General features: G+C 47.1%; 31 protein-coding genes, 5 tRNA genes and 1 CRISPR repeat array. Of the genes, 24 read left to right on the top strand and 12 right to left on the bottom strand.

Annotation, left to right across the window (positions count from 1 at the left end; translation table 11 throughout):
* Positions 1 to 16: 16 nt before the first annotated feature.
* Genes cas5c through cas2 form a run of 6 tightly spaced genes read left to right on the top strand, consistent with a single transcriptional unit; the run spans position 17 to position 5480 of the window.
* The gene (gene cas5c, locus B212_RS0120840; RefSeq protein WP_019912988.1) at positions 17 to 736 is read left to right on the top strand and encodes a type I-C CRISPR-associated protein Cas5c; all 720 of its coding nucleotides are present in this window, start codon (positions 17 to 19) and stop codon (positions 734 to 736) included.
* Positions 733 to 2640 (top strand): type I-C CRISPR-associated protein Cas8c/Csd1, encoded by a 1908-nt coding sequence (gene cas8c / locus B212_RS0120835; RefSeq protein ID WP_019912987.1) that lies wholly within the window; start codon positions 733 to 735, stop codon positions 2638 to 2640. The genes cas5c and cas8c overlap by 4 nt, the downstream gene beginning before the upstream one ends.
* 2 nt (positions 2641 to 2642) lie before the next feature.
* Positions 2643 to 3503 (top strand): type I-C CRISPR-associated protein Cas7/Csd2, encoded by an 861-nt coding sequence (cas7c, locus tag B212_RS0120830; RefSeq protein ID WP_019912986.1) that lies wholly within the window; start codon positions 2643 to 2645, stop codon positions 3501 to 3503.
* Complete coding sequence (gene cas4, locus B212_RS0120825; protein WP_019912985.1) at positions 3493 to 4152, top strand: CRISPR-associated protein Cas4; 660 nt, start codon at positions 3493 to 3495, stop codon at positions 4150 to 4152. The genes cas7c and cas4 overlap by 11 nt, the downstream gene beginning before the upstream one ends.
* The gene (cas1c, locus tag B212_RS0120820; protein ID WP_019912984.1) at positions 4149 to 5180 is read left to right on the top strand and encodes a type I-C CRISPR-associated endonuclease Cas1c; all 1032 of its coding nucleotides are present in this window, start codon (positions 4149 to 4151) and stop codon (positions 5178 to 5180) included. Before cas4 ends, cas1c begins: the two co-directional genes overlap by 4 nt.
* A gap of 9 nt (positions 5181 to 5189) precedes the next feature.
* A complete protein-coding gene (cas2, locus tag B212_RS0120815) occupies positions 5190 to 5480 on the top strand; it encodes a CRISPR-associated endonuclease Cas2 (RefSeq protein ID WP_019912983.1) in 291 nt (96 codons plus the stop codon).
* Positions 5481 to 5648: 168 nt separating this feature from the next.
* Positions 5649 to 7417: a CRISPR direct-repeat array (repeat unit 32 nt; unit sequence GTCGCTCCCTATGTGGGAGCGTGGATTGAAAT).
* Positions 7418 to 7461: 44 nt separating this feature from the next.
* On the opposite strand, the gene B212_RS0120810 is transcribed toward cas2, so the two are convergent.
* The gene (locus B212_RS0120810; RefSeq protein WP_019912982.1) at positions 7462 to 7740 is read right to left on the bottom strand and encodes a hypothetical protein; all 279 of its coding nucleotides are present in this window, start codon (positions 7738 to 7740) and stop codon (positions 7462 to 7464) included.
* A gap of 142 nt (positions 7741 to 7882) precedes the next feature.
* Here B212_RS0120810 and B212_RS34635 point away from each other — a divergent pair, with 142 nt between their 5' ends.
* Together B212_RS34635 and B212_RS0120800 are read left to right on the top strand one after the other, a co-directional pair.
* The gene (locus tag B212_RS34635) at positions 7883 to 8056 is read left to right on the top strand and encodes a hypothetical protein (RefSeq protein ID WP_019912979.1); all 174 of its coding nucleotides are present in this window, start codon (positions 7883 to 7885) and stop codon (positions 8054 to 8056) included.
* Between the two features lie 916 nt (positions 8057 to 8972).
* Positions 8973 to 10016, top strand: a complete 1044-nt coding sequence (locus B212_RS0120800; RefSeq protein WP_019912978.1) for a diguanylate cyclase — start codon at positions 8973 to 8975, stop codon at positions 10014 to 10016.
* 35 nt (positions 10017 to 10051) lie between these two features.
* Here B212_RS0120800 and B212_RS0120795 read toward each other — a convergent pair whose 3' ends face one another.
* Positions 10052 to 10627 (bottom strand): CGNR zinc finger domain-containing protein, encoded by a 576-nt coding sequence (locus tag B212_RS0120795; protein ID WP_019912977.1) that lies wholly within the window; start codon positions 10625 to 10627, stop codon positions 10052 to 10054.
* Positions 10628 to 10840: 213 nt separating this feature from the next.
* Here B212_RS0120795 and B212_RS0120790 point away from each other — a divergent pair, with 213 nt between their 5' ends.
* Entirely contained in the window at positions 10841 to 11332 is a 492-nt protein-coding gene (locus B212_RS0120790) for a DinB family protein (RefSeq protein WP_019912976.1), read from the top strand.
* A 132-nt stretch (positions 11333 to 11464) separates the two neighbouring features.
* On the opposite strand, the gene cmpA is transcribed toward B212_RS0120790, so the two are convergent.
* A complete protein-coding gene (gene cmpA / locus B212_RS33960; protein ID WP_019912975.1) occupies positions 11465 to 11602 on the bottom strand; it encodes a cortex morphogenetic protein CmpA in 138 nt (45 codons plus the stop codon).
* 121 nt (positions 11603 to 11723) lie between these two features.
* The gene (locus B212_RS0120780; RefSeq protein ID WP_019912974.1) at positions 11724 to 12083 is read right to left on the bottom strand and encodes a hypothetical protein; all 360 of its coding nucleotides are present in this window, start codon (positions 12081 to 12083) and stop codon (positions 11724 to 11726) included.
* Between the two features lie 119 nt (positions 12084 to 12202).
* Here B212_RS0120780 and B212_RS0120775 point away from each other — a divergent pair, with 119 nt between their 5' ends.
* The gene (locus tag B212_RS0120775; protein ID WP_019912973.1) at positions 12203 to 12688 is read left to right on the top strand and encodes a SprT family protein; all 486 of its coding nucleotides are present in this window, start codon (positions 12203 to 12205) and stop codon (positions 12686 to 12688) included.
* Here B212_RS0120775 and B212_RS0120770 read toward each other — a convergent pair.
* Both B212_RS0120770 and B212_RS0120765 read right to left on the bottom strand, forming a co-directional pair.
* Positions 12681 to 13319: a pentapeptide repeat-containing protein gene (locus B212_RS0120770; protein ID WP_019912972.1), complete on the bottom strand. Its 639-nt coding sequence runs from the start codon at positions 13317 to 13319 to the stop codon at positions 12681 to 12683. The genes B212_RS0120775 and B212_RS0120770 overlap by 8 nt on opposite strands.
* Positions 13320 to 13354: 35 nt before the next feature.
* A complete protein-coding gene (locus tag B212_RS0120765) occupies positions 13355 to 13783 on the bottom strand; it encodes an Lrp/AsnC family transcriptional regulator (protein WP_028530967.1) in 429 nt (142 codons plus the stop codon).
* 127 nt (positions 13784 to 13910) lie between these two features.
* Here B212_RS0120765 and B212_RS0120760 point away from each other — a divergent pair, with 127 nt between their 5' ends.
* The 3 genes from B212_RS0120760 to B212_RS0120750 all read left to right on the top strand — a co-directional run bounded on the left by B212_RS0120760 (position 13911) and on the right by B212_RS0120750 (position 14923).
* The gene (locus tag B212_RS0120760) at positions 13911 to 14663 is read left to right on the top strand and encodes an MBL fold metallo-hydrolase (RefSeq protein ID WP_028530966.1); all 753 of its coding nucleotides are present in this window, start codon (positions 13911 to 13913) and stop codon (positions 14661 to 14663) included.
* 88 nt (positions 14664 to 14751) lie between these two features.
* Positions 14752 to 14827, top strand: a tRNA-Asn gene (locus B212_RS0120755).
* 7 nt (positions 14828 to 14834) lie between these two features.
* Positions 14835 to 14923: transfer RNA gene (locus B212_RS0120750), tRNA-Ser, on the top strand.
* Positions 14924 to 15074: 151 nt separating this feature from the next.
* On the opposite strand, the gene B212_RS0120745 is transcribed toward B212_RS0120750, so the two are convergent.
* Positions 15075 to 15353 (bottom strand): hypothetical protein, encoded by a 279-nt coding sequence (locus tag B212_RS0120745; RefSeq protein WP_019912968.1) that lies wholly within the window; start codon positions 15351 to 15353, stop codon positions 15075 to 15077.
* Between the two features lie 354 nt (positions 15354 to 15707).
* On the opposite strand from B212_RS0120745, the gene B212_RS0120740 reads away from it, so the two are divergent.
* The 7 genes from B212_RS0120740 to B212_RS0120710 all read left to right on the top strand — a co-directional run bounded on the left by B212_RS0120740 (position 15708) and on the right by B212_RS0120710 (position 20685).
* Positions 15708 to 16613, top strand: a complete 906-nt coding sequence (locus tag B212_RS0120740; protein WP_019912967.1) for a branched-chain amino acid ABC transporter permease — start codon at positions 15708 to 15710, stop codon at positions 16611 to 16613.
* A 12-nt stretch (positions 16614 to 16625) separates the two neighbouring features.
* Positions 16626 to 17594 (top strand): branched-chain amino acid ABC transporter permease, encoded by a 969-nt coding sequence (locus tag B212_RS0120735; protein ID WP_019912966.1) that lies wholly within the window; start codon positions 16626 to 16628, stop codon positions 17592 to 17594.
* A complete protein-coding gene (locus B212_RS0120730) occupies positions 17563 to 18345 on the top strand; it encodes an ABC transporter ATP-binding protein (protein WP_019912965.1) in 783 nt (260 codons plus the stop codon). The genes B212_RS0120735 and B212_RS0120730 overlap by 32 nt, the downstream gene beginning before the upstream one ends.
* A gap of 4 nt (positions 18346 to 18349) precedes the next feature.
* Positions 18350 to 19051 (top strand): ABC transporter ATP-binding protein, encoded by a 702-nt coding sequence (locus B212_RS0120725; protein ID WP_019912962.1) that lies wholly within the window; start codon positions 18350 to 18352, stop codon positions 19049 to 19051.
* Between the two features lie 70 nt (positions 19052 to 19121).
* Entirely contained in the window at positions 19122 to 20318 is a 1197-nt protein-coding gene (locus tag B212_RS0120720) for an ABC transporter substrate-binding protein (protein WP_019912961.1), read from the top strand.
* A gap of 159 nt (positions 20319 to 20477) precedes the next feature.
* Positions 20478 to 20552, top strand: a tRNA-Glu gene (locus B212_RS0120715).
* Positions 20553 to 20602: 50 nt separating this feature from the next.
* A tRNA-Leu gene (locus tag B212_RS0120710) sits at positions 20603 to 20685 on the top strand.
* A 93-nt stretch (positions 20686 to 20778) separates the two neighbouring features.
* Here B212_RS0120710 and B212_RS0120705 read toward each other — a convergent pair.
* Together B212_RS0120705 and B212_RS0120700 are read right to left on the bottom strand one after the other, a co-directional pair.
* Positions 20779 to 21399 (bottom strand): PAS domain-containing protein, encoded by a 621-nt coding sequence (locus B212_RS0120705; RefSeq protein ID WP_019912960.1) that lies wholly within the window; start codon positions 21397 to 21399, stop codon positions 20779 to 20781.
* Positions 21400 to 21435: 36 nt separating this feature from the next.
* Positions 21436 to 21633 (bottom strand): hypothetical protein, encoded by a 198-nt coding sequence (locus B212_RS0120700; protein WP_019912959.1) that lies wholly within the window; start codon positions 21631 to 21633, stop codon positions 21436 to 21438.
* A 146-nt stretch (positions 21634 to 21779) separates the two neighbouring features.
* Between B212_RS0120700 and B212_RS0120695 the strand changes: the two genes are divergently transcribed.
* Both B212_RS0120695 and B212_RS0120690 read left to right on the top strand, forming a co-directional pair.
* The gene (locus B212_RS0120695) at positions 21780 to 22145 is read left to right on the top strand and encodes a helix-turn-helix domain-containing protein (RefSeq protein ID WP_019912958.1); all 366 of its coding nucleotides are present in this window, start codon (positions 21780 to 21782) and stop codon (positions 22143 to 22145) included.
* An 84-nt stretch (positions 22146 to 22229) separates the two neighbouring features.
* Positions 22230 to 22312, top strand: a tRNA-Leu gene (locus B212_RS0120690).
* A 200-nt stretch (positions 22313 to 22512) separates the two neighbouring features.
* Here the strand turns inward: B212_RS0120690 and B212_RS0120685 are convergent.
* The 3 genes from B212_RS0120685 to B212_RS0120675 all read right to left on the bottom strand — a co-directional run bounded on the left by B212_RS0120685 (position 22513) and on the right by B212_RS0120675 (position 24976).
* Positions 22513 to 23259: a ChbG/HpnK family deacetylase gene (locus B212_RS0120685; protein ID WP_019912957.1), complete on the bottom strand. Its 747-nt coding sequence runs from the start codon at positions 23257 to 23259 to the stop codon at positions 22513 to 22515.
* 356 nt (positions 23260 to 23615) lie between these two features.
* Positions 23616 to 24092 (bottom strand): CAT RNA binding domain-containing protein, encoded by a 477-nt coding sequence (locus B212_RS32025; RefSeq protein ID WP_019912956.1) that lies wholly within the window; start codon positions 24090 to 24092, stop codon positions 23616 to 23618.
* Positions 24093 to 24496: 404 nt separating this feature from the next.
* The gene (locus tag B212_RS0120675) at positions 24497 to 24976 is read right to left on the bottom strand and encodes a glutathione peroxidase (RefSeq protein WP_019912954.1); all 480 of its coding nucleotides are present in this window, start codon (positions 24974 to 24976) and stop codon (positions 24497 to 24499) included.
* A gap of 287 nt (positions 24977 to 25263) precedes the next feature.
* On the opposite strand from B212_RS0120675, the gene B212_RS0120670 reads away from it, so the two are divergent.
* Both B212_RS0120670 and B212_RS0120665 read left to right on the top strand, forming a co-directional pair.
* Positions 25264 to 25542: a hypothetical protein gene (locus tag B212_RS0120670; RefSeq protein WP_019912953.1), complete on the top strand. Its 279-nt coding sequence runs from the start codon at positions 25264 to 25266 to the stop codon at positions 25540 to 25542.
* Positions 25543 to 25644: 102 nt separating this feature from the next.
* Complete coding sequence (locus B212_RS0120665; RefSeq protein ID WP_019912952.1) at positions 25645 to 26067, top strand: thiol-disulfide oxidoreductase DCC family protein; 423 nt, start codon at positions 25645 to 25647, stop codon at positions 26065 to 26067.
* Positions 26068 to 26071 lie beyond the last annotated feature (4 nt).

The following is a 26071-nucleotide window of genomic DNA, read 5'->3' as shown; positions in this document are numbered from 1 at the left end:
CTGAAAGGAGGAAAATATGAGAAATTCAATAGAATTCAAAGTTTATGGCAAGTATGCACTATTCACAGACCCCTTAACCAAGTTAGGCGGGGAAAAATTGACCTACAGTGTACCGAGCTACCAGGCTCTTAAGGGAATTGTAGAAAGTGTGTACTGGAAACCTACGCTCATTATGATTGTGGATGAGGTTCGTGTCCTGAACGCCATCCGTATGGAGTCCAAGGGGATTCGCCCGATAGATTACGGAGGAGGTAATACACTCGCCAACTACACTTACCTGAAGGACCCTGCTTACGAGGTGCGCGCTCATTTTGAATTCAACATGAACCGCCCTGATCTTGCGCATGACCGCAACGAGAATAAGCACCATAACGTATTAAAACGCTCTTTGCAGGCTGGAGGGCGGCGTGATATTTTCCTGGGCGCGAGAGAATGTCAGGCTTATGTAGAGCCTTGTGTCTTTGGTAAGGAACGGGGATTCTATGATAATTACGGTGACATTCATCTTGGGAGCATGGTGCATGGCATCAACTATCCAGACGAAACTGGCAGAGACGAAATGGAAGTGCGGTTATGGAGTCCGGTAATGAAGGATGGAATTATACGTTTTATCAGGCCGGAGGAATGTACTCAGGTCCGCAAGATTGCCGAGATGAAACCAAAGCTGTTCAATGAATCGAATCTCCAGTCAGCGGAGGAACTGCTTGCGCAAATAGAAGCGGAGGAGAAGGCATGAGCTGGTTGTTGAATTTATATGAAACTTATCAATCTAATCAGGACTGTGTGGGTGTACCCGAGATTAAATACAATGACCGCGAATTCACTCTGCTGCCCGTATCTCACACTACGCAGAATGCGCATATCGAAGTTGAGATTACAGAGAATGGTGAATTCCATTCCGCGTCAGTGATAGAGAAAGGCGATAGCAGCACCTTGATCCCATGTACAGAAGAGTCTTCCAGCCGGGCGGGTTCCAAGGTTGCCCCCTATCCACTCCATGATAAGCTCAGTTATGTGGCCGGGGACTTTCTTGCTTATGGCGGGAAGATTAAGAAAGAAGAGCCTTTTGCGGAGTATATCAAGAACTTGGGTGAGTGGGCGGATTCTCCTTATGCCTCTGCCAAAGTAAAAATTATCTATAGCTATTTGAATAAACGACAGCTTATCCGGGATTTAGTGAATAACAAAATAGTATTCCTTGATGCAGATGGTCAGCTTATTGATAAATGGGACAAGAAATTTGAAGATTTGCATGGAGAGAAACCACCCATATTCTCATTGGTTCCAGGTGAACAAGAGAGTGCATTCATCAGGTTCAATGTTTATTCACCGGACAAGGAACTGACCAAAGTATGGAAGGACCCTGAAATGTATGATTCATTTGTGCATTATTATAGTCATTTATTAGGTAAGGATGATTACTGCTATGTAACCGGAAAGATGCTCCCAAGTACAGAAAGGCACGCGAACAAAATCAGAAATGCAGCGGATAAGGCGAAGCTCATCTCCTCCAATGATACCAGCGGATTTACATTCCGTGGGCGTTTCACGCAGAGCAGTGATGCTGCCAGTATCAGCTACGAGGTCTCTCAGAAAGCACATAACGCCTTGAAGTGGCTGATTAACCGGCAGGGTAAAATCATCGACCAGCGTGTATTTCTCGTCTGGGGTAACGACGATCTTAATATTCCTGACCCTACTGAGGATTTCTTCTCCCTTGATCTGGAACCCATTGCAACCAAAGAACGAAAAAGTTATACCCATCAGGAGTTTGCGGGTGAAGTGGCTAAGGCGATGGAAGGCTATAGAAACAAGCTTTCTTCTGAATACAAATCGGATGTGAATATTCTTGTCCTTGATTCTGCAACTACCGGACGATTGGCCGTACTTTATTACCGAAATATGGACAAGCAGCTTTATTTAGATAAATTGGTTCATTGGCATTCAACCTGCTCATGGCTGCACCGGTATCGTAAAGATACACAGGATAATTGGGCTGAATTCTACGGAGCGCCAGCCACAAAGGATATTGCCTTCGCCGCATACGGTCCCAAAGCCAATGAAAAGGTTGTAAAGGGATTGATGGAACGTATTCTTCCCTGCATCGTCGATGGGCATAATATTCCGCAGGACATTGTACGGAGTGCTTTTTACCGGGCTTCCAATCCTGCATCCATGGAGAAGTGGGAGTGGGAGAAAACACTCAGTATTACATGCGCCTTGATTAATAAGAAGGAGGAAATGAATGTGGCCTTAGATACAGAAGTAGATGACCGCAGTTATTTATTTGGAAGATTGCTAGCTATTGCCGACGTGTTAGAGAGAAGAGCGCTTGATTCCGATGAGAAGCGTTCAACCAATGCCATTCGTTATATGAATGCATTCTCCCAGCATCCGGAGAGAACCTGGAACACGATTCAGAAGTGCTTGCAGCCGCATCAGGCAAGACTTGGAACACAATTAAGATATTATTCGAGCCTGATTGATGAGGTGGCTTCAAGAATTCCATTCGACCAATTCAATAATAAACCGCTATCCGGGAAGTATTTATTAGGCTATTACAGTCAGAGACATGAACTCTATCAGAAGAAAAATAAGAACAACGATTCCACTCAAGTATCTGACAATGAGGAGAGATAAACATGACTACTTTAGATCATAAAATTGATTTCGCTGTTATTGTATCTGTTACGAAAGCCAACCCTAACGGCGATCCTCTCAATGGGAACCGTCCTCGGCAAAATTATGATGGTTACGGTGAAATTTCAGATGTTGCGTTGAAACGGAAAATTAGAAATCGTCTGCAAGATATGGGAGAGTCTATTTTTGTACAGTCCAATGACCGGAAGACCGATTCATTCAGCAGTTTAAGAGAGCGTGCGGATGCGAATGTAGAATTGGATAAGATTTTAAAAGCAAAAGTAAGCTCAAACGATGAATTTGCCCGGATTGCATGTCAGGAATGGCTCGATGTTCGGAGTTTTGGCCAGGTTTTTGCCTTCAAAGCAGACAAAGGAGCCGGGGTATCTGTGGGAGTAAGAGGTCCCGTCTCCATCCATACAGCGACAAGTGTAAGCCCCATTGATATTACAAGTATGCAAATTACCAAAAGTGTAAATTCCGAGCCTGGGAAAGACAGAGGTTCCGACACTATGGGGATGAAGCATCGCGTAGATTTTGGGGTGTATGTATTCTATGGAAGCATTAATACACAGTTAGCTGAGAAAACAGGATTCTCCAATGAGGATGCGGAGAAAATCAAACAGGTGCTTATCACGCTATTCGAAAATGATGCTTCTGCAGCCAGACCCGACGGAAGCATGGAAGTACATAAAGTGTACTGGTGGGAGCACAACTCCAAGCTAGGCCAGTATTCATCAGCTAAAGTTCATCGTTCGTTAGCGGTCGCTCCTAAGATTGAAGAGCCTAGAGCAATAGGCGATTATGAAGTGGTTTTAACTGAGCTGGAAGGACTTAGCGCTGAGGTTATTGATGGCCTATAGTGAAGAAGACGGTGAATTAATGCTCTCTGGCATACAGCATTTTCAATTTTGCAAACGACAGTGGGCATTAATTCATATTGAACAACAGTGGGAAGAAAATGTGCGGACCATAGAGGGACAGCATCTGCATAGGAATGCGGACCAGCCTTTTACACGGGAGAAGCGGGGCGACAAAATTATTGTTCGTGCAATGCCGGTGAAGTCCCGGGAACTGAACATCAGTGGAATTTGTGATGTGGTAGAGTTTATACAAGATTCCAGCGGGGTTGAGATCAGCGGCGCCGATGGTAAGTATGTTGCTTATCCGGTTGAATACAAACGTGGCAAACCCAAAACAAGCAATGAAGATATTGTGCAATTAGCCGCGCAGGCCATGTGCCTTGAAGAAATGCTGCTGTGTGAAGTGCCAACAGGATATATTTTCTATAATGAGATCAAACACCGGATTGAAGTGCCACTTACTGCGGAACTGAAGGCCAATGTGAAGACAATGGTAGAAGAAATGCAGAGCTATTATAGCCGCAGACATACTCCCAAAGTGAAGACAGGCCCCTTTTGCAAAAGCTGCTCTCTTCAACATGTTTGTTTGCCTAAATTAATGAATAAGCAGACTGTAAAAAGTTATGTTGAAGGGAAAATCCGGGAATGAAGAAACTTCTGAATACACTATACATCACCCAGCCGTCAGTTTATTTATCACTGGATGGGGATAATATTGTGCTCTTGAAAGAGGAAGAGAAGCTGGGCAGATTTCCACTGCATAACCTGGAATCCATTGTAGCTTTTGGATACACGGGAGCAAGTCCGGCGCTGATGGGCTATTGTGCAGATAGTAACATCTCTTTGCTATTCTTAACAATGAACGGAAGATTTCTGGCTAGAGTAACAGGGCAGAGCCGGGGAAATGTAGTACTCCGCAAGAAGCAATATATCTTGTCTGAAGATGAGATTCGTTCAGCTAAGATAGCCCGAAATTTTATTATCGGCAAAATCTATAACCACAAATGGATGCTGGAAAGAATGACAAGAGATTATCCGCTGCGGGTAAATGTTGAGGATTTCAAAGAAACTTCTAAGCAGTTATCCTCCTTAATCCTTGAGGTAAGAACCTGTGAGCAATTAGACAGATTAAGAGGGCTGGAAGGGCAAGCTGCCATTTCGTATAACAGAATGTTTGACCAGATGATTTTGCAGCAAAAAGAGGACTTTTATTTTCACTCCCGTTCCCGCAGACCTCCGTTAGATAATGTAAACGCCATGTTATCCTTTGCGTATACTCTGCTGGCACATGATACGGCCTCCGCCTTGGAGGCTGTTGGATTGGATGCCTATGTGGGTTTTCTGCATCGGGACCGTCCGGGGCGAGTTTCGTTGGCGCTGGATGTTATGGAGGAATTACGGGGTGTTTTCGCAGATAAGTTTGTTCTGTCGTTAATTAACAAAAAGCTAGTGAATAAAGCTGACTTTCTCAAGAAAGAAAACGGAGCTGTGATCATGACCGATGAGGCGAGAAAGAAGTTTCTGGCCGCTTGGCAGAGCAAAAAGCAAGAAACGATCACGCATCCGTATTTGGGAGAGAAAATCCAATGGGGGCTAGTTCCCCATGCCCAAGCTTTGTTATTGGCCCGTCATTTGCGCAATGATTTGGACGAGTATCCTCCGTTCTTATGGAAGTAGGTGTATAGGATGTTGGTGCTGATTACGTACGATGTAAGCACCCTAAGCAGTGAAGGTCAGAGTCGGCTGCGTAAAGTCTCGAAAACATGCCAAAATTATGGACAGCGGGTCCAGAATTCTGTTTTTGAATGTGTCGTAGATGCAGCACAATTCGCTGAATTAAAGATAAAGCTCAAGGCAATTATTGATCCCAATGAAGACAGCTTGAGATTTTATCAACTGGGCAACAATCACAAAAATAAAGTAGAACATGTGGGTATCAAAGAATCCATTGACCTGGAGGGACCTTTAATTTTGTAGTGCGAATGTATAGCGCCCATGAAATCCCCGGGTCCTTCGCACCAACTTTATTACATTATTTGTAATAAAGTGTTCGATATTAAGCTATCTTCGCTTTTTTATTTGAGAACCAAGTGGATATTCGCCATAATAAAAGGGCTTTTATACTTTTTATGGTTAAAAATCGCTGTCGCTCCCTATGTGGGAGCGTGGATTGAAATCTTGTGATTTACATCGCCATACAGGCCGGGGGCTGTCGCTCCCTATGTGGGAGCGTGGATTGAAATATTCGTCAGGTAAAACCAGATTGCTGGTGTATCTGTCGCTCCCTATGTGGGAGCGTGGATTGAAATCTTTGGATCATACTGAAGCACTGGCTGCTGAGTAATCGTCGCTCCCTATGTGGGAGCGTGGATTGAAATCATGAGTACCCTCCTTATTTGAATAGGATCAGCAAAAGTCGCTCCCTATGTGGGAGCGTGGATTGAAATGTCTTAATGCATCTGTGATTTCCGGTTGAAATTCGTCGCTCCCTATGTGGGAGCGTGGATTGAAATACCTGTATCAGTAGATTGCCCTCTGTACTTATGTCGCTCCCTATGTGGGAGCGTGGATTGAAATGGAAAGAGATTGTCGTTTACCTGAATACGTTACAAGTCGCTCCCTATGTGGGAGCGTGGATTGAAATAGCGTAATCAAGGGCCTGCTTATAGGACTCGGTGTCGCTCCCTATGTGGGAGCGTGGATTGAAATCATTGCATCACGGCAAGTGGGTACTTCCGTATACGTCGCTCCCTATGTGGGAGCGTGGATTGAAATAGAAGAGTTGCTTATTGATATACTTCCGCATTTAGGTCGCTCCCTATGTGGGAGCGTGGATTGAAATAATATACAGTTTGACCGATACTGACAGCGAAATAGGTCGCTCCCTATGTGGGAGCGTGGATTGAAATAAAGTAATGAAGCGAATTGCAGATGGTTTGAATTCGTCGCTCCCTATGTGGGAGCGTGGATTGAAATCCGATTGTTCAAAAGGGACAACAGGAGGGACATCGTCGCTCCCTATGTGGGAGCGTGGATTGAAATATACCCCATAAGCTTTATATGATACATCGTGTTAGAGTCGCTCCCTATGTGGGAGCGTGGATTGAAATAGACACCAAAGGCGCAGACCGAACAGCCAAGGTTGTCGCTCCCTATGTGGGAGCGTGGATTGAAATACCTCCATCTGGACAAAGAAAAAGAGTACAGCCAGTGGGTCGCTCCCTATGTGGGAGCGTGGATTGAAATGCTGCTTGATCCACTACTCAGTCAACAAACATACACGTCGCTCCCTATGTGGGAGCGTGGATTGAAATAGTCAGTATCCCCGTACCGACAAGCTAAAAGACTGTCGCTCCCTATGTGGGAGCGTGGATTGAAATGTGTCAGCGCCGAGGCGAGCGATATCAACGCCCATACGTCGCTCCCTATGTGGGAGCGTGGATTGAAATAATCCAAACATGGAAGAAGGCGTGGACGATATGCTTGTCGCTCCCTATGTGGGAGCGTGGATTGAAATATCTGACGGCTACGAGGTTGGTATTGCAGTTTGTAGTCGCTCCCTATGTGGGAGTGTGGATTGAAATTTTGCTACCGAGTACGCACTCAAGCAGCGGAAGGTCGCTCCCTGTACGGGAGCGTGGATTGAAATTTATATGGCGGAGGAGTTTCACTTGGATTATAGCGTCGCTCCATGTACGGGAGCGTGGATTGAAATAACACGCCGGGGGTAGCGCTGGCGCTGACAATGGTCGCTCCCTGTACGGGAGCGTGGATTGAAATCTTGCGCGTGATTCCCGATCACGCAACAGCACGATCGTCGCTCCCTACGCGGGAGCGCGGATTGAAATGCACTAGCAAGAGAAACATAGGCTGCAATCAATCGTCGTTCCCTATGTGGGAGCGACGATTGAAGTTTTTGAAGCTAGCTCAATCTAATTGATCAAGAGGAGTCGTTAGATTATTGATCGACTAAAAGTTTGTTAAGATTAATACCATCCTTCAACCCTTGTTTATACATTAACGTTTCCGCTATGCCCTGAAGTAAAGTGGTGCTTGTATCATAATTTTGAAGAAGTTGTTTATAATCTTTGGGGAGAAAAGAAATCAACTCTACAAATAGCTGATTGCATTCCTGTATTAATTGTTTATATTCGTTTGAATTAGACAATATTGAGTGAGCTGTATACTCCATACGAATGGAAAGAAACTGGTCAAAAGCTTGTTCCAGGTTAGCCATGAATGCTTCCTTTCACGAAAAAAATAAAGTAAATGTATAAATTAAATTATATAGTGACATCACTTAGATGTCAATGTGAATCTATAATCGTTTATTTCACAATGCTACAATAATGACATCACTTTTAGGGAGTACTAAACATATGGCAACCGATAAAAGAGTGTTCACGTTAAGGTTGAAAGATGAAAATTTCGTAAAAATAAAATATATTGCGGAGAAGAATAAGCGTTCTATTGCTATGCAGATTGAGTACCTAATCGAACAACATATAGAGCAGTTTGAAAAGGATAAGGGAATCATTAGGACGGAAGAGTAAAGTAGCTTTGCGTAAAAGAGAGTGACCTCCAGAATCACGCTAAATCTGAGGGTCATTCTTTTTTGTATTTATCTGATAGCTGCTTTTTCAACCTATAATGAAGCCAGTAGATTGACCACACGAAGAACATAGACTTTATCTTGTTATTATTTTTAGCATCGATGTCAGGAAATCAACACTCACTACTCTCAGTGTGGAGAATTAATCAAAATTATCTTCCACTTGCTCGTAATAGCGGGAGCTGTTAAAAAAGTGCGAACCTAAAGCTCACACGAAATTCCTAGCAGGTTCGCACTTCTTGCTGTAGAAGGGATTTGAGGGTTTTTGGAGAATGTTTTCTAAGAGAATTTTCCCAATTTAAGAGGTTCGCACTTTTATTGCTTTAAGCCCTTACATAGTAAGGAGTTCGAGGCGAACTGTCGCTTCCCCTGCGGGAGCGTGGATTGAAATTCTGGAGATGGTAAACCCATAGACATCAACGATGTCGCTCTCTATGCGGGAGCGTGGATTGAAATAAAGCACGTACGGGTAATGTAAATGTTGGCAAGGCGGTCGCTCCCTCCCTATATGGGAGTAAGGATTGAACAGTGATTGAAAGTGATGCTCTATACTTGGCTGGCCGTGCCCCTCCCCCACACAAGAGCGCATTTCGAGCCCTTATGCTATAATGTCAAGTGGAACGTTTTTCCGCTCTATATGTACAGTATTTTTCCGCTCCCTATATAGAGCGCGGATTGAAATACATCCGAGCTTAAACTACGAAGTATCAATTCCCCTCCTTATCATGGTAAAATATTGTGACTTGTGCAGTTACAGTCTACTCTATATTCAGCAGGTGACCGTTTTGAGATTACGAGATTTCATTGGCGCTTCGGGTACCTCGGCCTATCGGCAGGAGAAGTGGATCAAACGTTTTTTGCAGATATATTGGCTCGTGATTGCCTTTCATTTCATAGCGCAACTGGGCTCGTTTTTATTTCTCCCCTATGATAGGACGGCGTATGATTTTTATCTTAACGTGCTGCTGTATCCTACCCTGTTAATGGGGGCGGTTGTGGCCGTGACCCAAGTGATGGATTATAGCGGCTCCAAATATTCGATCCTCTCCCTTTTTTTGGCGGGTACGGTTATTGCCATGATGATTATCCATCTGAACATGGATATCCGCATTATTGGGGCGCTGATGCTGTTGCCGATTTTTGCATCGGCGATTTTTTATAGACTGGATTTAACCTGGTATACGTTTGCGCTGCAGGCGATAGCCTTTTTTGTGCTGTATCGGTGGGATTATTGGTTTAAGTTTTTTTTAAGCTCGTTTGACCTGATTGCCATTCCGTTATTTCTGGTGATGGGTACATTGATCGCAAGCATTATCATCATCAACGGGCGTGAGCTTGTAAGTGATCTGGAGACGACGCTGACGGCCAAGCAGGATTTGCTGATTGAGAATGCGATCATACGCAAGCTGTCGACAACGGATGCTCTGACGGATCTCTATAATCATATATCCTTCCACGAATTCTACGATAAGGCAATGGAATACGGGGATCAAGGCGCACCGTTTCATCTGGCCCTGATTGATATTGATAACTTTAAAATGATTAATGACAAATATGGACACCGGACAGGGGATATTATTCTGGCCAGGGTGGGTAAGGTAATCCGGGAGATGATTTCACCGGCGGATATTGCTGCCCGTTATGGCGGCGAGGAATTTGCGATTCTGCTCTTTGAGAAGACCTTTGAAGAGGCGGCTGAGCTGACGGAAAAGATCCGCCTGCGGCTCTCGGACACCCCACACGAGGAAATGGCGGGCGGGGTGGTCACAGTCAGTATCGGGCTTGGGAGCTACGCCAAAGGGACAAGCAAAGAGAAACTGTTCGAGGAAGTGGATGCTTTGCTCTATACCGCCAAACGCTCCGGCAAAAACAAATTGATGGCCCTGGCCCACCAGGTATAACTTACACACAGTGCATCGAGGCTTTGAACGTTGATTTATTCTCCAGTGGTGCTTCCCTTACCGCCTGCTTTTTTCCGCGCCCGAAAACGGCGGACCTTCATCAGATTGCCGCAGAGCTTATCATCGCAGTAGCGCTTGGAGCGGTTGCGGGTGTCATCGTAATAGACCCAGAGGCAGTCGGGATTCTCGCATATGCGGAAGCGTGAAGTTTCTTTCTCAAGTACGGCAGCGGCAAAAGAGGACGTTATCTCCGCCATGACCTGCCCCCAATCCGATCGCTGCGGCAGGAGGGAAAGCTCCGCTTTACCCTCACCATTCCAGACAATTTGCCTGATCACTGGCCCTTGGCTCATATATACATTCAACTGCTCCAGCACAGTTTTGTCCGGGGCATGCCCCTGTACCAGCTTCTGCACCTCAGCCCACAGCAAGCCGCGGAGCTGCTGCAATTGCTCCAGCTCCGCCGGCTCCGGCGGCAGTGCAGCGGGCAACGAACGCTGCTTCAGCCAGTCCGCAAGCCAGTCCGGCTCCTCCAGCTTGTCCCGGTCTTTACTGCGGTCGCCAGTCCGCCAATCCCTCCAGTAGCTGTTAATGAAATCGTCCCACAGCATGTTCGATTCCTCCGTTTATTTCATAGCTCTTTTTTTTGATTGTAACAGTTAAAAATCACTTTTGCTAGTTACTTGAACCGTGTCAGGAATTATGCTACATTTTCAGTGTAACTATTATTGGTGATGCTAAGTCGTTACCGAATTTGAGATTGTTTTTTTGGCGAATTGACATCAATTTGAGACTGCATTCACCAAACTCATAGGAGGTACAATATGCAAAATAAGATCAGTGAAGTTTTGCTTCAAAACTGGGATTATGTTATGGATATCGAGGATTGGTCGCCGCCGCTTAGCACTGCACTGGAAGGTGTGAACAGCGATCAGGCGGGCTGGAAGCCGCAGGGTGTGGCTGGGAACAGCATTTGGGAGACGGTTAACCATCTAACCTATTACAAGGAACATCTGCTGAACAAGCTCAAAGGACTGCCTCAGTTGCCGCCTCCCGAGAGCAATGATGCTACTTTTACAGTTGCGGAGAGTGGGGAGGAAGCATGGGAGCAGGCGGTGGCTAAGCTGAAGAGTGTTCACGCTTCATTACGCGAGGTCATTGAGGCGTTGGAAGAAGGTGCATATGACTGGGGCGGCTCGGGGCATGCTCCGGGTGAAGAAGTGATGAGCCTCATTCTGCATGATGCCTACCATACCGGCCAAATTGTGCTGGTCCGCAAGCTGCAAGGGTCCTGGCCAACGAACCGGAGCTTTTAACTAAAATCACGGCGAGCTTCAAGGTGGGTCAGCGAACGCAATAGCGCTATCTCCGCATCTCCGGGGCAGCAGCCGACATAACAAAACCCATCCCGGCTTCATCGAGCGGGATGGGTTTTGTTATGCAGATACCTATACTTCCCGCTTAATGGAGTCACGGGATTCGGCGGAATTGCGGTAAAAGAACCAGCATTCATTGAGCAGCTTGATCTGACGGCGGTCCTTCTTGTAATAAGCCTTCATGAGCTGATGGCAGAGCCACTGCGGCAAGGGTACCCCTCCTCTGGCATGCTAACGTAAGATAGCATATGGGAGAAGTCGCCCAAAGGTGCGGCGGCAGCGCTTGATTTGAGGTAGCAGATCTCCGCTTTCCGTATCCTAAGGAAGAGGTCTACAGTACGCCTTCTTCTTCCTCTTCGTACCATTGCTCAAGCTGGGCCTGCAGCGCGCGGATTTCCGTCAGCAGCGAGATGAGCGGGTAGCTGCTCTCCTGAATGGAGGCAAAGGCCCGCTCCAGCCGGTTGATATAAGCCAGCCCGGATTCCAGCGAGTGCTCCTCGCGCAGCAGTTCCAGAGAATCGCATTCTGCAACTGCCAGCGGCAGGTCCGGCACATTATCCGCCGTCAGCTTGTCAATCTCTTTATTGAGGCGCAGATTGAGTGCGCTGAGCTGATACGCATATTCCTCCGGCATTTCCACGAATTGCAGTTCCTGATGCTGCTGCAAAATTACATACCGCATTTTCGGCATAAGACATTCTCCCTCCGTACTTGTCTTCCTTCTTGACAGTGTAGCCCATGGGCAAGTTACAATTCAAGTAGAGAGTTGAATTCCTGTGGAGAGGACTTGTGAGATTAACGATGATAAGTATGAGCAATGAAGAGCTGCAGCAGTGGATCGAACAGGTGTCGCAGATCAGCTTCGGCGTGCCGTTCCGGCATAAAGCCAGTTTTAACAGCAGGCTGAGCACAACGGGCGGGCGGTATTTTACCAAAAGCCATAACATAGAGATCAATCCCAGGCAGCTAGAGATGTTCGGACGCGAAGAAACCGAGCGGATCATTAAGCATGAGCTGTGCCATTACCATCTGCATCTGGCGAAGAGAGGGTATATGCACCGGGATGCCGATTTTAAAAAGCTGCTGGCTATGGTCGGCGGCAGCCGCTTTTGCCAGACCCTTCCTGGAGCGCAGGCCCGCAAGCCGCAGCCTTACCGGTACAAGCTCGTCTGCACCGCTTGTTCAACCGAATATTTGCGCAAGCGCAAAGCCGATCCGAAACGCTACCGTTGCGGCAACTGTGCCGGCAAGCTCAAGCTGGTCCCGCTGGAAGAAGGAAAAGGCAAGGCTACTTAATTACAAGACCGAGAAGTCCGGCGAAGGAAGCTGCCTGTTCAGATGAGATGATGCAGCCTGCAAGATCCCCGATATCGACATGCAGACCGGTGAACTGGCAATCGCTGAGGTCGATTTCTTTTAGCTTGCAGCCCGCAAATGTAGCCTGGTCAATATCGCATCCCGAAAATTCTACGTTGCTCATGTTGGCCTGATAATAATCGCTGCTGACCAGCCGGCAGTTTGCAAATGCCGTTCCTTTGAACGTGCCAAGGCGGAAGCTGGCGAAATCCCCGATAGAGTCCACTATTCTGACATTCTGAAACCGCCCCCTGCTGAAGTCCGTCCCAGTCAATTTACAGCTCCGAAACTCCGTCCGATGCACAAAAGCCCCGCTGAAGTTCACGTTCGACAAATCGCAATTTTCAAAAATTACATCCGTAAGCTCAATAGCCTCCAGGCTGGATTCCGTAATCGTCACATTCCTGAAAATCACCTTTTCGAAGGAGACTCTGACGGCTTCCTGATATTCAATAAGACTGTCGCTGATAATGCAGTTGGTGAACTCCTCTTTGGATTGCAGGGCGTGCACTTGCTGCGGGAGCAGGGCGGCAGGCTCGGGGATTTTGGGCAAATCAATTTTCTTCTTCATCTATGTATGCCTCCATGTGATCCATTTTTGCGGAATTATTTCAGTTGTCCCATTCCGAGATTGACCCGATAATTGCCGTACTCCAGCAGTTGGTCCAGAAAAGCGTTCAGCTCCTCCTGATCTCTCAAGCGCACGCGCATCCAGTAGCAGCCTTCTCCGCTGACACGATGCAGCTCGGCTACACCGCTGTGATTCTGTGCGAACTTTTGAAATGGGGGATGGGCCGCATTTGAGCTCAAAAACACTGTGATAAACGCATGAATATCCAGCCCGACCTTCAGGGGGTTCCAGCGCACGGTATAGCCTTCAATAATCTCCAGCTCCCGCATTCTGCGGATTCGCGCGCCCACAGCCTGACCTGTCATGTGTACAAGCTCTCCGATGTCCTTGTGGCTCCGCGTCGAATCCTCTATAAGATACTGCAGGATGCGGTAATCTGTATCGTCTATCAAGTATGGAGTCATCTTCATAAAATCCTTTCCGGGTGAAAGTAGAACAGGCTAATCTCTTTCGCCGCACAATGTATTCTTGAGCGAGGGGTGTCTATAATTGATTGTAGCAGAAGACAGCAAGAAGAAAGAGGTGTTTCTGATGAAAATCCAACTCATCCGCAATGCGGCCCTGTGGCTGGAATACGGCGGCGTTACTTTTCTGATCGACCCTATGCTCAGCGAAAAAGAGGCCAACCCGCCGATTGTGAATACGGAGAATCAACGCAGAAATCCGCTCGTAGCTTTGCCGGGACCGGCTGAGCAGTGGCTTGCACCGGATGCAGTTCTGGTTACACATCTTCACCAGGACCATTGGGATCAGGCGGCAGTGTCACTCTTGTCCCATGAGCTTCCCGTGTTATGCCAGGACGGAGATGGAGAGACTATTGCGGCGCAGGCATTCAAGCATATTTCTGTGGTTGATGACAGCGAGGAGCTGCAATTTCAGGGAGTGACCCTGAAGCGGACCGGCGGCCAGCATGGAACGGGAGAGATCGGGAAGCTTATGGGCAAGGTGTCCGGTTTTGTTTTTCGGGCCGAAGGAGAGCCGACCTTGTATCTGGCGGGAGACACGATTTGGTGTGAGGAAGTCAAGCAAGCCCTGGATGAGCACACTCCTGAAGTAGTCGTAGTCAATGCCGGTGGAGCACAGTTCTTAACCGGGGGACATATTACGATGAACGAGCAGGATGTTGTGGAGCTGTGCCGCTATCTCCCGTCAGCTTCCGTTATTGCTGTTCATATGGAAGCCATTAACCATTGTCTGGTCACCCGTGCGCAGCTTAAGGGGCGGCTGGAGCAAGAGGGGTTACTGGAGCGTGTCACGCTTCCTCTGGATGGGGAATGGTGTTAGGGATATACTGAAAACGTTATCTAAATATAATTCTTATGCTTGACTAGACCAGAAAATCATGATAAATTATTCCTTGTTCACGTAATGTTCCCTGATAGCTCAGTTGGTAGAGCACTCGACTGTTAATCGAGTTGTCACAGGTTCGAGTCCTGTTCGGGGAGCCATTTTTTTGGAGAGATACCCAAGTGGCTATAAGGGGACCCTCTGCTAAGGGGTTAGACTGCGTAAGTGGTGCGAGGGTTCGAATCCCTCTCTCTCCGTTGAAATACTTCCCTGTTAGGGATGAGAACCCTCAGTGGTTCGTTGGAGCATAAGCTTCGTTAGCAATACATCGCAATCTCTCACGAAGTGAGAGTATCCCTCTCTCTCCGTTGAAAAAACTCCCTTGTTAGGGATGAGAAAACTAACTATTTAATACAAGAAGAGCTTCCAGGTGAAGCTCTTTTTTTGTTGCAGGTAGATTAGCGTCGTCCGCAGGGCGACAGTGTTGGGAACAACGGCAGAAATGCCGTTGTTGAAGCCGAAGTGGCAGGTTAGAGCAGGAACAACGGCAGAAATGCCGTTGTTGAAGCCGAAGTGGCAGGTTAGCACAGGAACAACGGCAGAAATGCCGTTGTTGAAGCCGAAGTGGCAGGTTAGCACAGGAACAACGGCAGAAATGCCGTTGTTGAAGCCGCGCCCCTCCCGCACATTTAATTAATGATTTAATGCGTTAAAGAGACAAATGTTATATGAATTGCGATAAAGTGAAGCATTGTGATAAAAAAGGAAAAAAGCGCACAGAAAGCATATACTTTGAAATCCTCTGATTTTCTCCGGTTATCTTCGAATTTCTCCTTGCTGACGATTATTTATTACGCGAATCTATCGTGATTATGTTATGTAAAGTTACACAAATTCCGAATTTTATATTACGCCCCAAGTTTTTTGGTGACGAGATTATGGGGATGTGTTAGTATAAATGACATAAAAATGAAATTGAATAAAAAGAATCCAAGGAAGAAGAAGGGGTATTATGGATATTTATAGGAAGAGGGGATGGCGATGGAGTATTTCATTCAACAATTAATTAACGGGATTTCCGTAGGCAGCATTTATGCTCTGATCGCCCTTGGGTACACGATGGTCTACGGTATTATCAAGCTGATCAATTTTGCGCATGGCGATGTATTTATGGTGGGTTCTTTTATCGGATTATACAGCGCGGGATATCTGGCAAATGCAGGTTTGCCCCCGGTGGTCGTCCTGCTGCTGTCGCTTGTCATTTCGATGACGATCAGCGCGCTGCTGGGCATCACAATTGAAAGGCTGGCCTATAAGCCGCTTCGCAAGTCGACGCGTATCGCAGCATTGATTACGGCGATCGGCGTATCCTTTTTACTGGAGTATACCGGAGTACTTATCCTTGGACCGCAGGCTAAAGGCTTCCCGGATATTATGGAGAAGAAGCAATACACCTTATTCGGCTCATCCATTCAAGTGGAATCGAATCAAGTCATGATTCTTCTAACAACGATAATTCTTATGATTCTTCTGCAATACATTGTCCATTACACCAAAACCGGCAAAGCGATGCGGGCGGTATCGTTCGATGTGGAAGCGGCCCGTCTGATGGGGATCAACGTGGACCGTACCATTTCGGCTACCTTTGCTATCGGCTCGGCGCTTGCAGCGGCAGCAGGCGTGATCTTCGGTATGACCTATAACACGGTTGATCCTTTGATGGGCGTAATGCCAGGCCTTAAAGCTTTTGTAGCTGCGGTTCTTGGCGGAATCGGAAGCATCCCGGGAGCGCTTGTAGGCGGATTGCTGCTAGGAACGGTAGAGACGGAAATTTCATCACTCGGATTTTCCTCCTGGCGTGACGGTGTGGCTTTTGCCGTGCTGATCCTGATTCTTATCTTTAGACCCTCCGGGCTGTTCGGCAAGAATGTCCGGGAGAAAGTATAGGAGGCGATCGGCGTGAAAAAGCTGAACAAAAATTTCTGGGTCGGCATTATTGTTGCCCTCGCGTTCTATGGCATCGTACAAGTTCTGCTAACAACAGGAATTCTTAGTGATGTGAACAGATCTACGCTGCTATTGATCGGTGTTAATATCATGCTTGCGGTATCGCTCAATTTGATTACAGGGATTACCGGACAGTTCTCCATCGGTCATGCAGGGTTTATGTCAGTGGGGGCGTACACCTCGGCTATCCTGACGCTGGATTACAACGTTCCATTTATTGCGGCAATTATTGCGGGCGGGCTGCTGGCAGCAGTGTTTGGGGTCTTGATCGGCATGCCTACACTGCGGCTCAATGGCGACTATCTGGCGATTGCCACCCTTGGGTTCGGCGAGATTATCCGCATCATTATGCTGAACACGGAATACGTAGGCGGGGCTTCCGGGCTTAGCGGCATTCCGGCCAAAACCACATGGACTCTGCTGTTCCTGTTCACGCTGATTACTGTTGTTGTGATCAATAACTTTATCAGGTCTACCCACGGCCGGGCTTGTATTGCGATCCGCGAGAATGAAATTGCCGCCGAGGCTATGGGAATTAATACGACACGCTACAAAATTATCGCTTTTACCATCGGCGCTTTGTTCGCGGGTATTGCTGGCGGATTGTCTGCGCATACGTTCTATGTCATTACCCCGGGGAGCTTTAACTTCCTGAAGTCCTTTGAAATCATCGTTATGGTTGTGCTCGGAGGGCTCGGCAGTACCGCTGGCTCCATCGTAGGTGCGGTATTCGTTACCCTGCTGTACACCTATCTGCGTGAATTCCCGGAATGGCGGATGATTATTTATTCCATTGTGCTGATCCTGATGATGATCTTCCGTCCAAGCGGCCTGCTTGGCCGGACTAAATTTTCGCTGGGCAGGTTCGGTAAAAAGGAGGCAGAGTCCAATGACGCAATCAAAGGCAGCAGTGCTTCTTGATGTTAAGGAGGCTAGCCGATCTTTTGGCGGGCTTAAAGCGCTGTGTGAAGTTTCCCTTCATATTGACCGGGGCGAGCTGATTGGCCTGATCGGGCCTAACGGTGCTGGGAAAACAACGCTGTTCAATTTACTGACCGGCGTATACCCTCCCTCTACAGGCAGCATCATCCTTAACAACGAATCTATCGGCGGTATGAAGCCCTATAAGATTAACCATAAGGGAGCCGCACGTACCTTTCAGAACATTCGGCTGTTCACATCAATGACCGTACTGGAAAATGTCAAAATTGCCTTTCACCAGCATGCCGGACACTCCCTCCTCACCTCCATGCTCCGGCTGCCGAAGCATTTCAAGGAAGAGGATGAAATTACGCGGAAGGCTATGGATATTCTGAAAATATTCAATCTTGCCGAACAAAGCGAAGAGGTTGCCAGCAATCTCAGCTATGGGAATCAGCGGCGTCTTGAAATCGCCCGGGCGCTGGCCGCCGGTCCCAGACTGCTATTGCTTGATGAGCCGGCTGCGGGCATGAACCCGAATGAAACGCGTGATCTGATGAACCTGATTGCCTGGATTCGTAAGGAATTTGACCTTACCATTCTCCTGATTGAGCACGATATGTCGCTTGTGATGGGAGTCTGCGACCGGATTTATGTGCTCGACCGCGGCATGCTGATTGCAGAGGGGACGCCTCTGGAGATCCGCAGCAATCCCAAGGTTATCGAAGCCTATTTGGGACAGGAGGCGTAAGGCTATGCTGAAGGTACAAGGAATCAACGTTTATTATGGGGCCATTCACGCGCTGAAGGAGCTTAGCATCGAAGTCCGGCAAGGAGAAATTGTGACGCTGATCGGTGCCAATGGTGCCGGCAAATCTACGCTGCTTAAGACACTTTCGGGGCTGCTTAAGCCGAAGACGGGCAGCATCAACTTTCTGGACAAATCAATCACCGGCCAAAGTGTTCAGGCGATTGTCAAGGAGGGCTTGATTCATTGTCCCGAAGGCCGGCGCGTATTCGCTAATATGTCGGTGGAGGAGAACCTGGAGCTTGGCGCTTACTTGCAGGATTCCACAAGCCTCCCGGCTGATTTTGAAAAAGTCTACACGACCTTCCCGAAGCTTTTGGAGCGTAAAAAGCAGCAGGCCGGCACCTTATCCGGCGGCGAGCAGCAAATGCTGGCTATGGGGCGGGCGCTTATGGGCCACCCTAAGCTGCTGCTTCTGGATGAACCATCCATGGGCCTGGCCCCGCTTCTGGTGCAGGATATTTTTAACATCATCAAGGAAGTAAATGCTGCCGGCACGACAGTGCTGCTGGTTGAGCAAAATGCGCATCAGGCACTAAAAATCGCCCACCGCGCTTATGTGCTGGAGACCGGGAGAGTCGTACTGGAAGGCGACGCCAAGGAATTGGCCGATTCGGAGGAAATCAAAATGGCGTATCTCGGACATTAGGGCAGCCTACATGAATCATCACAGAAACAACATATATAAAATTTAATTATTCGGGAGGCTGGGAGAAACTATGAAGAAAATTGGGGCCATTATTTTGTCGACGGTATTGATCGCGGTATTAGCTTCGGGCTGCGGCAACAACACAGAGAAGAGCGGAAACTCTGCAAGCGGCGGCAATGCCGGCGGGGACACCATCAAAATCGGTGCTGACCTTGAGCTTACAGGCGGGCAGGCTTCTTTTGGCGACTCCGCATCAAAGGGCGCGAAGCTGGCGGTGCAGCAAATCAATGACGCAGGCGGTATCCTTGGCAAGAAGCTGGAGCTCATTGTATCCGATAACGCCTCGAAATCCGAGGAAGCCACTCAGATTGCCCAAAAGCTGATCACCAATGATAAAGTGGTTACGATCATCGGAGCCTCCACATCGACGAATACTTTGGGTATCGTTCCTGTAGCCACAGAAAAGAAAATTCCGCTTGTTGCAGTGGGGGCTACCAACCCTAAGGTTACGGTTGACGAACGCACCAATAAAGTGAACGATTGGGTGTTCCGCGCGGCCTTTATCGACCCTTTCCAAGGGCAGGTTATGGCAAACTTTGCAATAGACTCCCTGAAAGCCAAAACAGCGGTAATCTACACCGATACTTCGAGTGACTATTCCAAAGGTCTGCAGAAGTTTTTTGAAGAAACCTTCAAGTCAAAGGGCGGAGAAATCCTGAGCCAGGAGTCTTACCAGCAAAAGGATTCCGACTTCAAAGCTGTGCTCACACGGATCAAAGCCGCAAACCCGGATGTTATTTATCTGCCCGGCTATTATGAAGAGGTTGGTAAAATCCTGAAGCAGGCCCGCGAGATGGGCATCACGGCTCCATTCCTGGGCGGCGATGGCTGGGATTCTCCACAGCTTGCAGAAATTGCTGGCGCAGATGCTTTGAAGGACACTTACATGTCCAATCACTATTCGCCGGAGGATACCGCTACTGAAGTCACATCCTTCGTTGACGCCTACAAAGCAGCCAATGGCGGCGCGGTGCCGGACGGTATGGCGGCCCTGGGTTATGATGCCCTGAAGCTGGTTGCCGATGCGATTTCCCGTGCGGGTGAGGCTGATCCTGCCAAGATTAAAGACGCTTTGGCAGCGACTAAGGATTTGCAGCTTGCTACCGGCAAAATTACGCTGAACGAGTCCCATGACCCGGTAAAAGCGGCTGTTGTTCTGAAATTTGTCGACGGCAAGCAAACTTTCGAAACCAAGGTTAATCCTTAAGCATTAAGCTGTGGTCTGGTTAATCTATATGCGGAGGGCTTAATGCCCTCCGTATTCCTTTGTATTGCCAACAAAAAAATCTTCAATAAAACATCTTGTCAAAATACTCAGAGTTTGATATACTCATTTTTGTTGTGACAAAGACATAATTGTTAATAAGGCTCGTTGGTCAAGGGGTTAAGACACCTCCCTTTCACGGAGGTAACATGGGTTCGAATCCCATACGAGTCACCATTTCTTCTTCGAGTTTGGGATGAGAATCCATAGGGTTCGTTGAAGCATATGCGGTAGTGGTGGAATGGCAGACACGCTATCTTGAGGGGGTAGTGGGTGTATACCCGTGGAGGTTCGAGTCCTCTCTACCGCATCCAATGACACAAAGCCACTCCTAATCAGAGTATTCCATCTGATAGGGGTGGCTTTTTTGGTATGTAGCAGGGATGGATAAGCTGGAGCCCGCTTAATGCTCCAGCGCTGCGGCGTATTTGGGGTATAATTGCCGGATGCAGTCCGGGCAGATATCATGGGTGAATTGCAGGGAGAGCTGGTGCTGCAGGAAATGCTCAAGCGTGATCCATTCCTCTTGGGCGCTCCGGACCGACTTGCAGGAAGCGCAGATTGGTATGAGAGGATGATACGTTGTGCTCAGGCGGGTGCCGGCGGCGGCTCTAACCGGTTGAATATGGCCTCTTCCGGCGGCAGGACCGGCATCATGGAGGGAGAGGACAAGGTTCCTGCCTTGTGCGGGCTGCTCTGTCAGAAGCGGAAATATGTCCAGCCGGACTGCCCTGCTGCCTTTATTGGCCGTCCTAACCACCAGCTCGGAGCTGGAAATCAAGCGCTCGCCCTCTACAATGTCCTGAAGCGTCTCACTCAGCGCCGCAGTCATACCCGGATAGGCAATAAGCTCTTGAAACACCTCTAAGATATTGCCGCCAATCCATTCAGTGTCAGGGGAAAGGCCATAGAACTGGCTGTATTCGAGCCAACTGGCGCTGGCATACAGAATAACTCCATTGCTGTCCGTAACGAGTAGGTTACCCGGCAGCGATAGAAGGGAATGGGTTGGGGTAAAGGACAAAAGTAATCGCTCCTTGAGATCACACAGGATGAGAAGCTAGGATGGAGGCAAACCCAGAAGTTCCGAAACCTGGCGCCTGTACCGTTCTGCTTTGCGTGTGCCGTGAATCAGGTTGGAGAGGCGATAAGGCGGGATTCCGTAAATCTCGCAAAATTTTTTCTGATCCAGATGCAGTTCCGTCAGCCGCTGTTTGACTGCCCAGCCGTAGGGGGTAATAGGACGTTTGCTGTTCACAAGGGCTCACCTCTTATCGACTATCCAGCCGTATGTTATAATGGGATAAGGAATAATAATAGTTAATTATATACTTTTTTACGTCATTTTTCAATAATAATTACGCAAATAAGTGTTTTTTAATTAAGTGGAGGGGTGGTTGACCGATGAAGTCCATATATGAGCGAATTGAATACCTGATTAAGCAAAAGGGAATAACCAAGAAATCCTTTTGTGAGCAACTGAATATCAGCACTGGAAATATGGGAGATTGGAAGCGGGGCAAGTCTACACCGGGAACACACAAGCTGATCGAGATCGGGGCTTTTTTCCATGTGAGTCTGGACTGGCTGATCTTGGGCAAGAAGACACCTGATATGGTGCGTGAAGGCTCGGAAGATTATTTTTTTGGTCAAATGCGGCAATTGAATTGCCAAACTGAAGACTTGCTGACTGAAGAGCAGAATTTCATTAAGGAATATATCGCTTTTACCCAATACCGCAAGCAAAAAGAATCAGAAGAAAATTCTTAAACGGGCCGCTTTACTTTTGGCGGCAAACGTTTTATAATATTGAATGTTGGACTCAAACAATGCTTCAATGAAATTAAACACCGCGCGGTAGTGGTGGAATGGCAGACACGCTATCTTGAGGGGGTAGTGGGTGTATACCCGTGGAGGTTCGAGTCCTCTCTACCGCATCATATGCAAAAAGCAAAAACCCTTGATGATTCAAGGGTTTTTGCTTTTTTTATTAGACGATGCTGATGAAATGTTGGCGGGAAGCAAATTAAGGCGGAATTCACAGCGATTTTGGCCACATAGCTTGTACGCTGCTAACCTTTACGCACCTTCACTAATCTGTAAAGCATAAGCGAAAGAACACCTTAAACTATCGAACTTATAGGTCATCATATGTGATTAACTCAACACTAGACTGCTTAAGCCACGCTCTGGTGTGGAGATCGCACAGCATATCAACTTCCAGAGGTCTCGGGATCGTAAGCGACGAATTTTTCAATATATAGCCGTCTAAATAACCTGGATGGCAGATAAACATGATGTAATCATAATTGTCTGTATCCGCCAGCCCTTTTTTCAATGCTTCGAAAGGTTCGTAGTCTGGCTTCATGGAATCCATACTGACTTTCACTTGTTTATTATTGATCTTTATCGAGCCTTCCAGTGAGAAAGGAGAATATTTCAGCCCATATTTGCCGGAGACGATTTCTAAGCCCCGAAAAAAATTTTTACTGGCAACAGCATGTCCTTCGAAATATCGCGGCTTATGCCCAGTAAGCTCAATAAATTTTTTATATTGAGCTTCGATCTCCAAAATAACCTCATCGAGAACAACAAAATCCTCCTTTGCCTCCCGATATTCCTTTGAAGATTTGAACTCACCGTTCTCATTAATAAGACTTTTAATCCGCGAAGGATCTGTCAAGGGTTTTCCTATACATATATTGGTATGCTGGCCTAAGCAAACTTTCGTGCCTTTCAAAAGACTCAATCCATGTTCAACTGTGGGCATGTTGGTCATGACCCCTACACTTCCGATAATTCCTTCTAGTACACTTTTAGCAATACCGTAATTTACGCCTTCTGAGTAGCCCAAATCATCAGCCCGAGCTAGTAATTTTTTCATAAAACCCCTCCTTGAATGATTGTGCGGACGTTATGGGTGTTATTACAAATCCATAATCTTCTCTGGAGGATTCTTAACGCCCAGATTTATGACAGGATCGTTTGGATAGTTATCAGAGTTTGTTACAATAATGGCTGTATTGGATGAGTAACCTGCGGCTTCTATTTCATCAAGAGAGAATTTTATGTCAGTATGGGTTATGTCTTACGTTGAGAAGTTTTTTAAGAAATACTTGCCGAGTGTTCTCAAAACTATTTTTGCACCATCACTCACAATTTTTGGTTATGCTGCCTATTTCGCTTATTGTATTAGGGCCTGCGGGTTCTTTTATCGGCAATTACATTTCTAAGGCTCTTCTAGGGCTTGGGAATATTGGCGCAGGATTTATTGCTGTAGCTATTATTGCAGCACTTTGGCAGTTCCTGGTTATGAGCGGAATGCACATTGTTAAGTTCGGTTTCCTTTGGATATAGTTGTTCAATATCATAAGAGAATAGCATCTGCATCTTCTTAAACTTCCTAAGTCGGATTACGGCGAAGTTAATATGATCTGAAAGACCAACTAGAATATTGGGATTTAGCGGAGACATTAAGCATTTACGAGCCTGATCGACAATAAGTGCTGTTACTTCAAGAATATTTTCCGGGATGTCCCCAATAAGGTCGTAAAACCTCTGGTCCACCCGATAGAATGTCATGTTAATTACACTTAAATCGGTAATTTCATAAGGTGTCGCCGGAAACCCGATTCCTTTGCCAAAAGCAATTAGCTCTTTATTGTTACCATCCAGACAAATTGCTACATTGTTATTGATTTTTTTAGTCACCTTCATGAGATTAACCCCTAAAATGTAATAATAAAACAAAAAAATCCCTTTAAGGCATACCTAATAATTCAGGTAATGCCTCAAAAAGACTTATCTCAGTGAGTAACAATCCTTATAAGGATTTATATGTTAACGCTTTCTTCATAGTATCATAAGTACTTTGACCGGGCAAGACGTATTATTATGAATTATTCCAATAACAGGAGTGATAGTAGAAAAGATAAGCCTCCCCGATTTGTCTTTATCAAACTTAATGAGCAATTGCCCTTATTAACAGTGTTTCTGCTGCTCACGTATGCGTCAAACCCGTCTCCGTAGCGCTAGGCGTATAGTTTGCAAAAAAAGATACCCTTCGCAATCGGCAAAGCACCGTGCGTGAAGAGTATCTTTTGGCATATTGTGGCCCGAGGTCAGCCCAGCAGCTTGGCGATATCTGCTTCAATCTGATCCGGGGTGGTTTGCGGGGCAAAACGCTTCAGCACTCGGCCCTCCTGGTCCACCAGAAACTTGGTGAAGTTCCATTTGACGCTTTTCGAGCCCAGGACGCCCGGCGCTTCCTTGGACAGATATTTGAAGAGCGGATGCGCTTCGTCGCCTTTGACATCAATTTTTTCATACATAGGAAAGGTTACACCGTAGTTGATCTCGCAGAATTCGGCGATGTCCTCACTGTCCCCAGGCTCCTGTCCGGCAAACTGATTGCTCGGAAAGCCCAGCACTTCAAAACCGCGGTCCTTGAATTTATCGTACACTTCTTGAAGACCTTTATACTGGGGTGTAAATCCGCACTTGCTGGCTGTATTCACGACGAGCAGCACTTTGCCTTTGTACTTAGATAGTGTTTCTTCCTGGCCCCGCAGGGTGTTTACTTCAAAATCATAAATACTCATGAATAATACCTCCCGAACATATATTTATAACAATTTAATTGTACACCATTTATTCCAAGAATCAAGCCGCTGACTTATGAAAATATTGAAGCCTGACGAAGGCTATAGGGGGATGTTCCTGGGAATAATGTCTAAATAGAGACAGGGAAATAAGGAAGAATAATAAATAGCTGGCAGGAGAGCGTGCTTTGGTTGACATCACCCCTAAAATTCTTTACTATGTCTAAGTATCTGTTAATGTCGGGTGTGCTATTTACTACCAAAAATTTAAATAATGGGTGATGAAGATGTCTTATAGACCGAATATTACGAATGTGACCAAGGCCAGCAGCAATGATAAGGAAGGATTATACGAGTTCATTGTTAAGCTCGCTGACGGAACGGAGTGCCGCGCGTTCTACAATCGGTTTCCGGAATGGAAAATGACGAACATCAGCCGCCTGCTCAAGACGCCTTGTCCGGTTTGCCGCAAAGATTTTATCTGTAAATGCATGGAAGCCTTCACCGCTGATTTCGAAGGGCAAATGATCGGGAATGAATGGATTGACAAGGCGATTGCCGAATAATTAAATGGACGGACTACGATGGCGCGGGGGCTTATCCCGCGTTTTTGTTTTTTTAAGAGGGCGCTCAGGGATATACTATGATTATCGGAAAGGGGTGGGACAGTGGAGGAAGAACGGATTACAGCTATAGAGGGCAAGTCCGTTGTGCTGATTGATGGGGTGTGTCATCTGTGCCAGGGGCTGGTCCGGTTCATACTTCCGCGTGATCCCAAGGGCAGATTCCTGTTCGCCCCTTTGCAAAGTCAGATTTCCCGTGAGCTGATGCTTGAAAATGGGCTTGTGCCCGGGGGACTGAGTACGGTAGTGCTGCTGGAGAACGGAGTGTGCTATACGGAGTCTGCTGCAGTGCTGCGGATAGCCCGCGGGCTGCGTTTTCCGTGGCCGGCTGTGTATGTGTTCATCATTGTACCCCGCCCGCTGCGTGACTCCCTGTACAGGTTCGTTGCCAGGAACCGTTACCGCTGGTTTGGCCGTGATGAGCAGTGCCTGGTGCCGACACCGGAGATCCGGCGGAGGTTTCTGTGAGAAG

This window comes from Paenibacillus sp. HW567, assembly GCF_000374185.1.
In the GTDB taxonomy this organism is placed as follows: domain Bacteria; phylum Bacillota; class Bacilli; order Paenibacillales; family Paenibacillaceae; genus Paenibacillus_AQ.
The sequence above is the reverse complement of the archived record's forward strand: the minus strand, read 5'-3'. Positions and strand labels throughout refer to the sequence as shown.

Excerpts from the sequence above, each read along its gene's own strand:
- cas5c (WP_019912988.1), top strand. The coding sequence starts at position 17 with ATGAGAAATTCAATAGAATTCAAAGTTTATGGCAAGTATGCACTATTC.
- cas8c (WP_019912987.1), top strand. The coding sequence starts at position 733 with ATGAGCTGGTTGTTGAATTTATATGAAACTTATCAATCTAATCAGGAC.
- cas7c (WP_019912986.1), top strand. The coding sequence starts at position 2,643 with ATGACTACTTTAGATCATAAAATTGATTTCGCTGTTATTGTATCTGTT.
- cas4 (WP_019912985.1), top strand. The coding sequence starts at position 3,493 with ATGGCCTATAGTGAAGAAGACGGTGAATTAATGCTCTCTGGCATACAG.
- cas1c (WP_019912984.1), top strand. The coding sequence starts at position 4,149 with ATGAAGAAACTTCTGAATACACTATACATCACCCAGCCGTCAGTTTAT.
- cas2 (WP_019912983.1), top strand. The coding sequence starts at position 5,190 with ATGTTGGTGCTGATTACGTACGATGTAAGCACCCTAAGCAGTGAAGGT.
- B212_RS0120810 (WP_019912982.1), bottom strand. The coding sequence starts at position 7,740 with ATGGCTAACCTGGAACAAGCTTTTGACCAGTTTCTTTCCATTCGTATG.
- B212_RS34635 (WP_019912979.1), top strand. The coding sequence starts at position 7,883 with ATGGCAACCGATAAAAGAGTGTTCACGTTAAGGTTGAAAGATGAAAAT.
- B212_RS0120795 (WP_019912977.1), bottom strand. The coding sequence starts at position 10,627 with ATGCTGTGGGACGATTTCATTAACAGCTACTGGAGGGATTGGCGGACT.
- B212_RS0120790 (WP_019912976.1), top strand. The coding sequence starts at position 10,841 with ATGCAAAATAAGATCAGTGAAGTTTTGCTTCAAAACTGGGATTATGTT.
- B212_RS0120780 (WP_019912974.1), bottom strand. The coding sequence starts at position 12,083 with ATGCCGAAAATGCGGTATGTAATTTTGCAGCAGCATCAGGAACTGCAA.
- B212_RS0120775 (WP_019912973.1), top strand. The coding sequence starts at position 12,203 with ATGAGCAATGAAGAGCTGCAGCAGTGGATCGAACAGGTGTCGCAGATC.
- B212_RS0120770 (WP_019912972.1), bottom strand. The coding sequence starts at position 13,319 with ATGAAGAAGAAAATTGATTTGCCCAAAATCCCCGAGCCTGCCGCCCTG.
- B212_RS0120765 (WP_028530967.1), bottom strand. The coding sequence starts at position 13,783 with ATGACTCCATACTTGATAGACGATACAGATTACCGCATCCTGCAGTAT.
- B212_RS0120760 (WP_028530966.1), top strand. The coding sequence starts at position 13,911 with ATGAAAATCCAACTCATCCGCAATGCGGCCCTGTGGCTGGAATACGGC.
- B212_RS0120740 (WP_019912967.1), top strand. The coding sequence starts at position 15,708 with ATGGAGTATTTCATTCAACAATTAATTAACGGGATTTCCGTAGGCAGC.
- B212_RS0120730 (WP_019912965.1), top strand. The coding sequence starts at position 17,563 with ATGACGCAATCAAAGGCAGCAGTGCTTCTTGATGTTAAGGAGGCTAGC.
- B212_RS0120725 (WP_019912962.1), top strand. The coding sequence starts at position 18,350 with ATGCTGAAGGTACAAGGAATCAACGTTTATTATGGGGCCATTCACGCG.
- B212_RS0120720 (WP_019912961.1), top strand. The coding sequence starts at position 19,122 with ATGAAGAAAATTGGGGCCATTATTTTGTCGACGGTATTGATCGCGGTA.
- B212_RS0120695 (WP_019912958.1), top strand. The coding sequence starts at position 21,780 with ATGAAGTCCATATATGAGCGAATTGAATACCTGATTAAGCAAAAGGGA.
- B212_RS0120685 (WP_019912957.1), bottom strand. The coding sequence starts at position 23,259 with ATGAAAAAATTACTAGCTCGGGCTGATGATTTGGGCTACTCAGAAGGC.
- B212_RS32025 (WP_019912956.1), bottom strand. The coding sequence starts at position 24,092 with ATGAAGGTGACTAAAAAAATCAATAACAATGTAGCAATTTGTCTGGAT.
- B212_RS0120675 (WP_019912954.1), bottom strand. The coding sequence starts at position 24,976 with ATGAGTATTTATGATTTTGAAGTAAACACCCTGCGGGGCCAGGAAGAA.
- B212_RS0120670 (WP_019912953.1), top strand. The coding sequence starts at position 25,264 with ATGTCTTATAGACCGAATATTACGAATGTGACCAAGGCCAGCAGCAAT.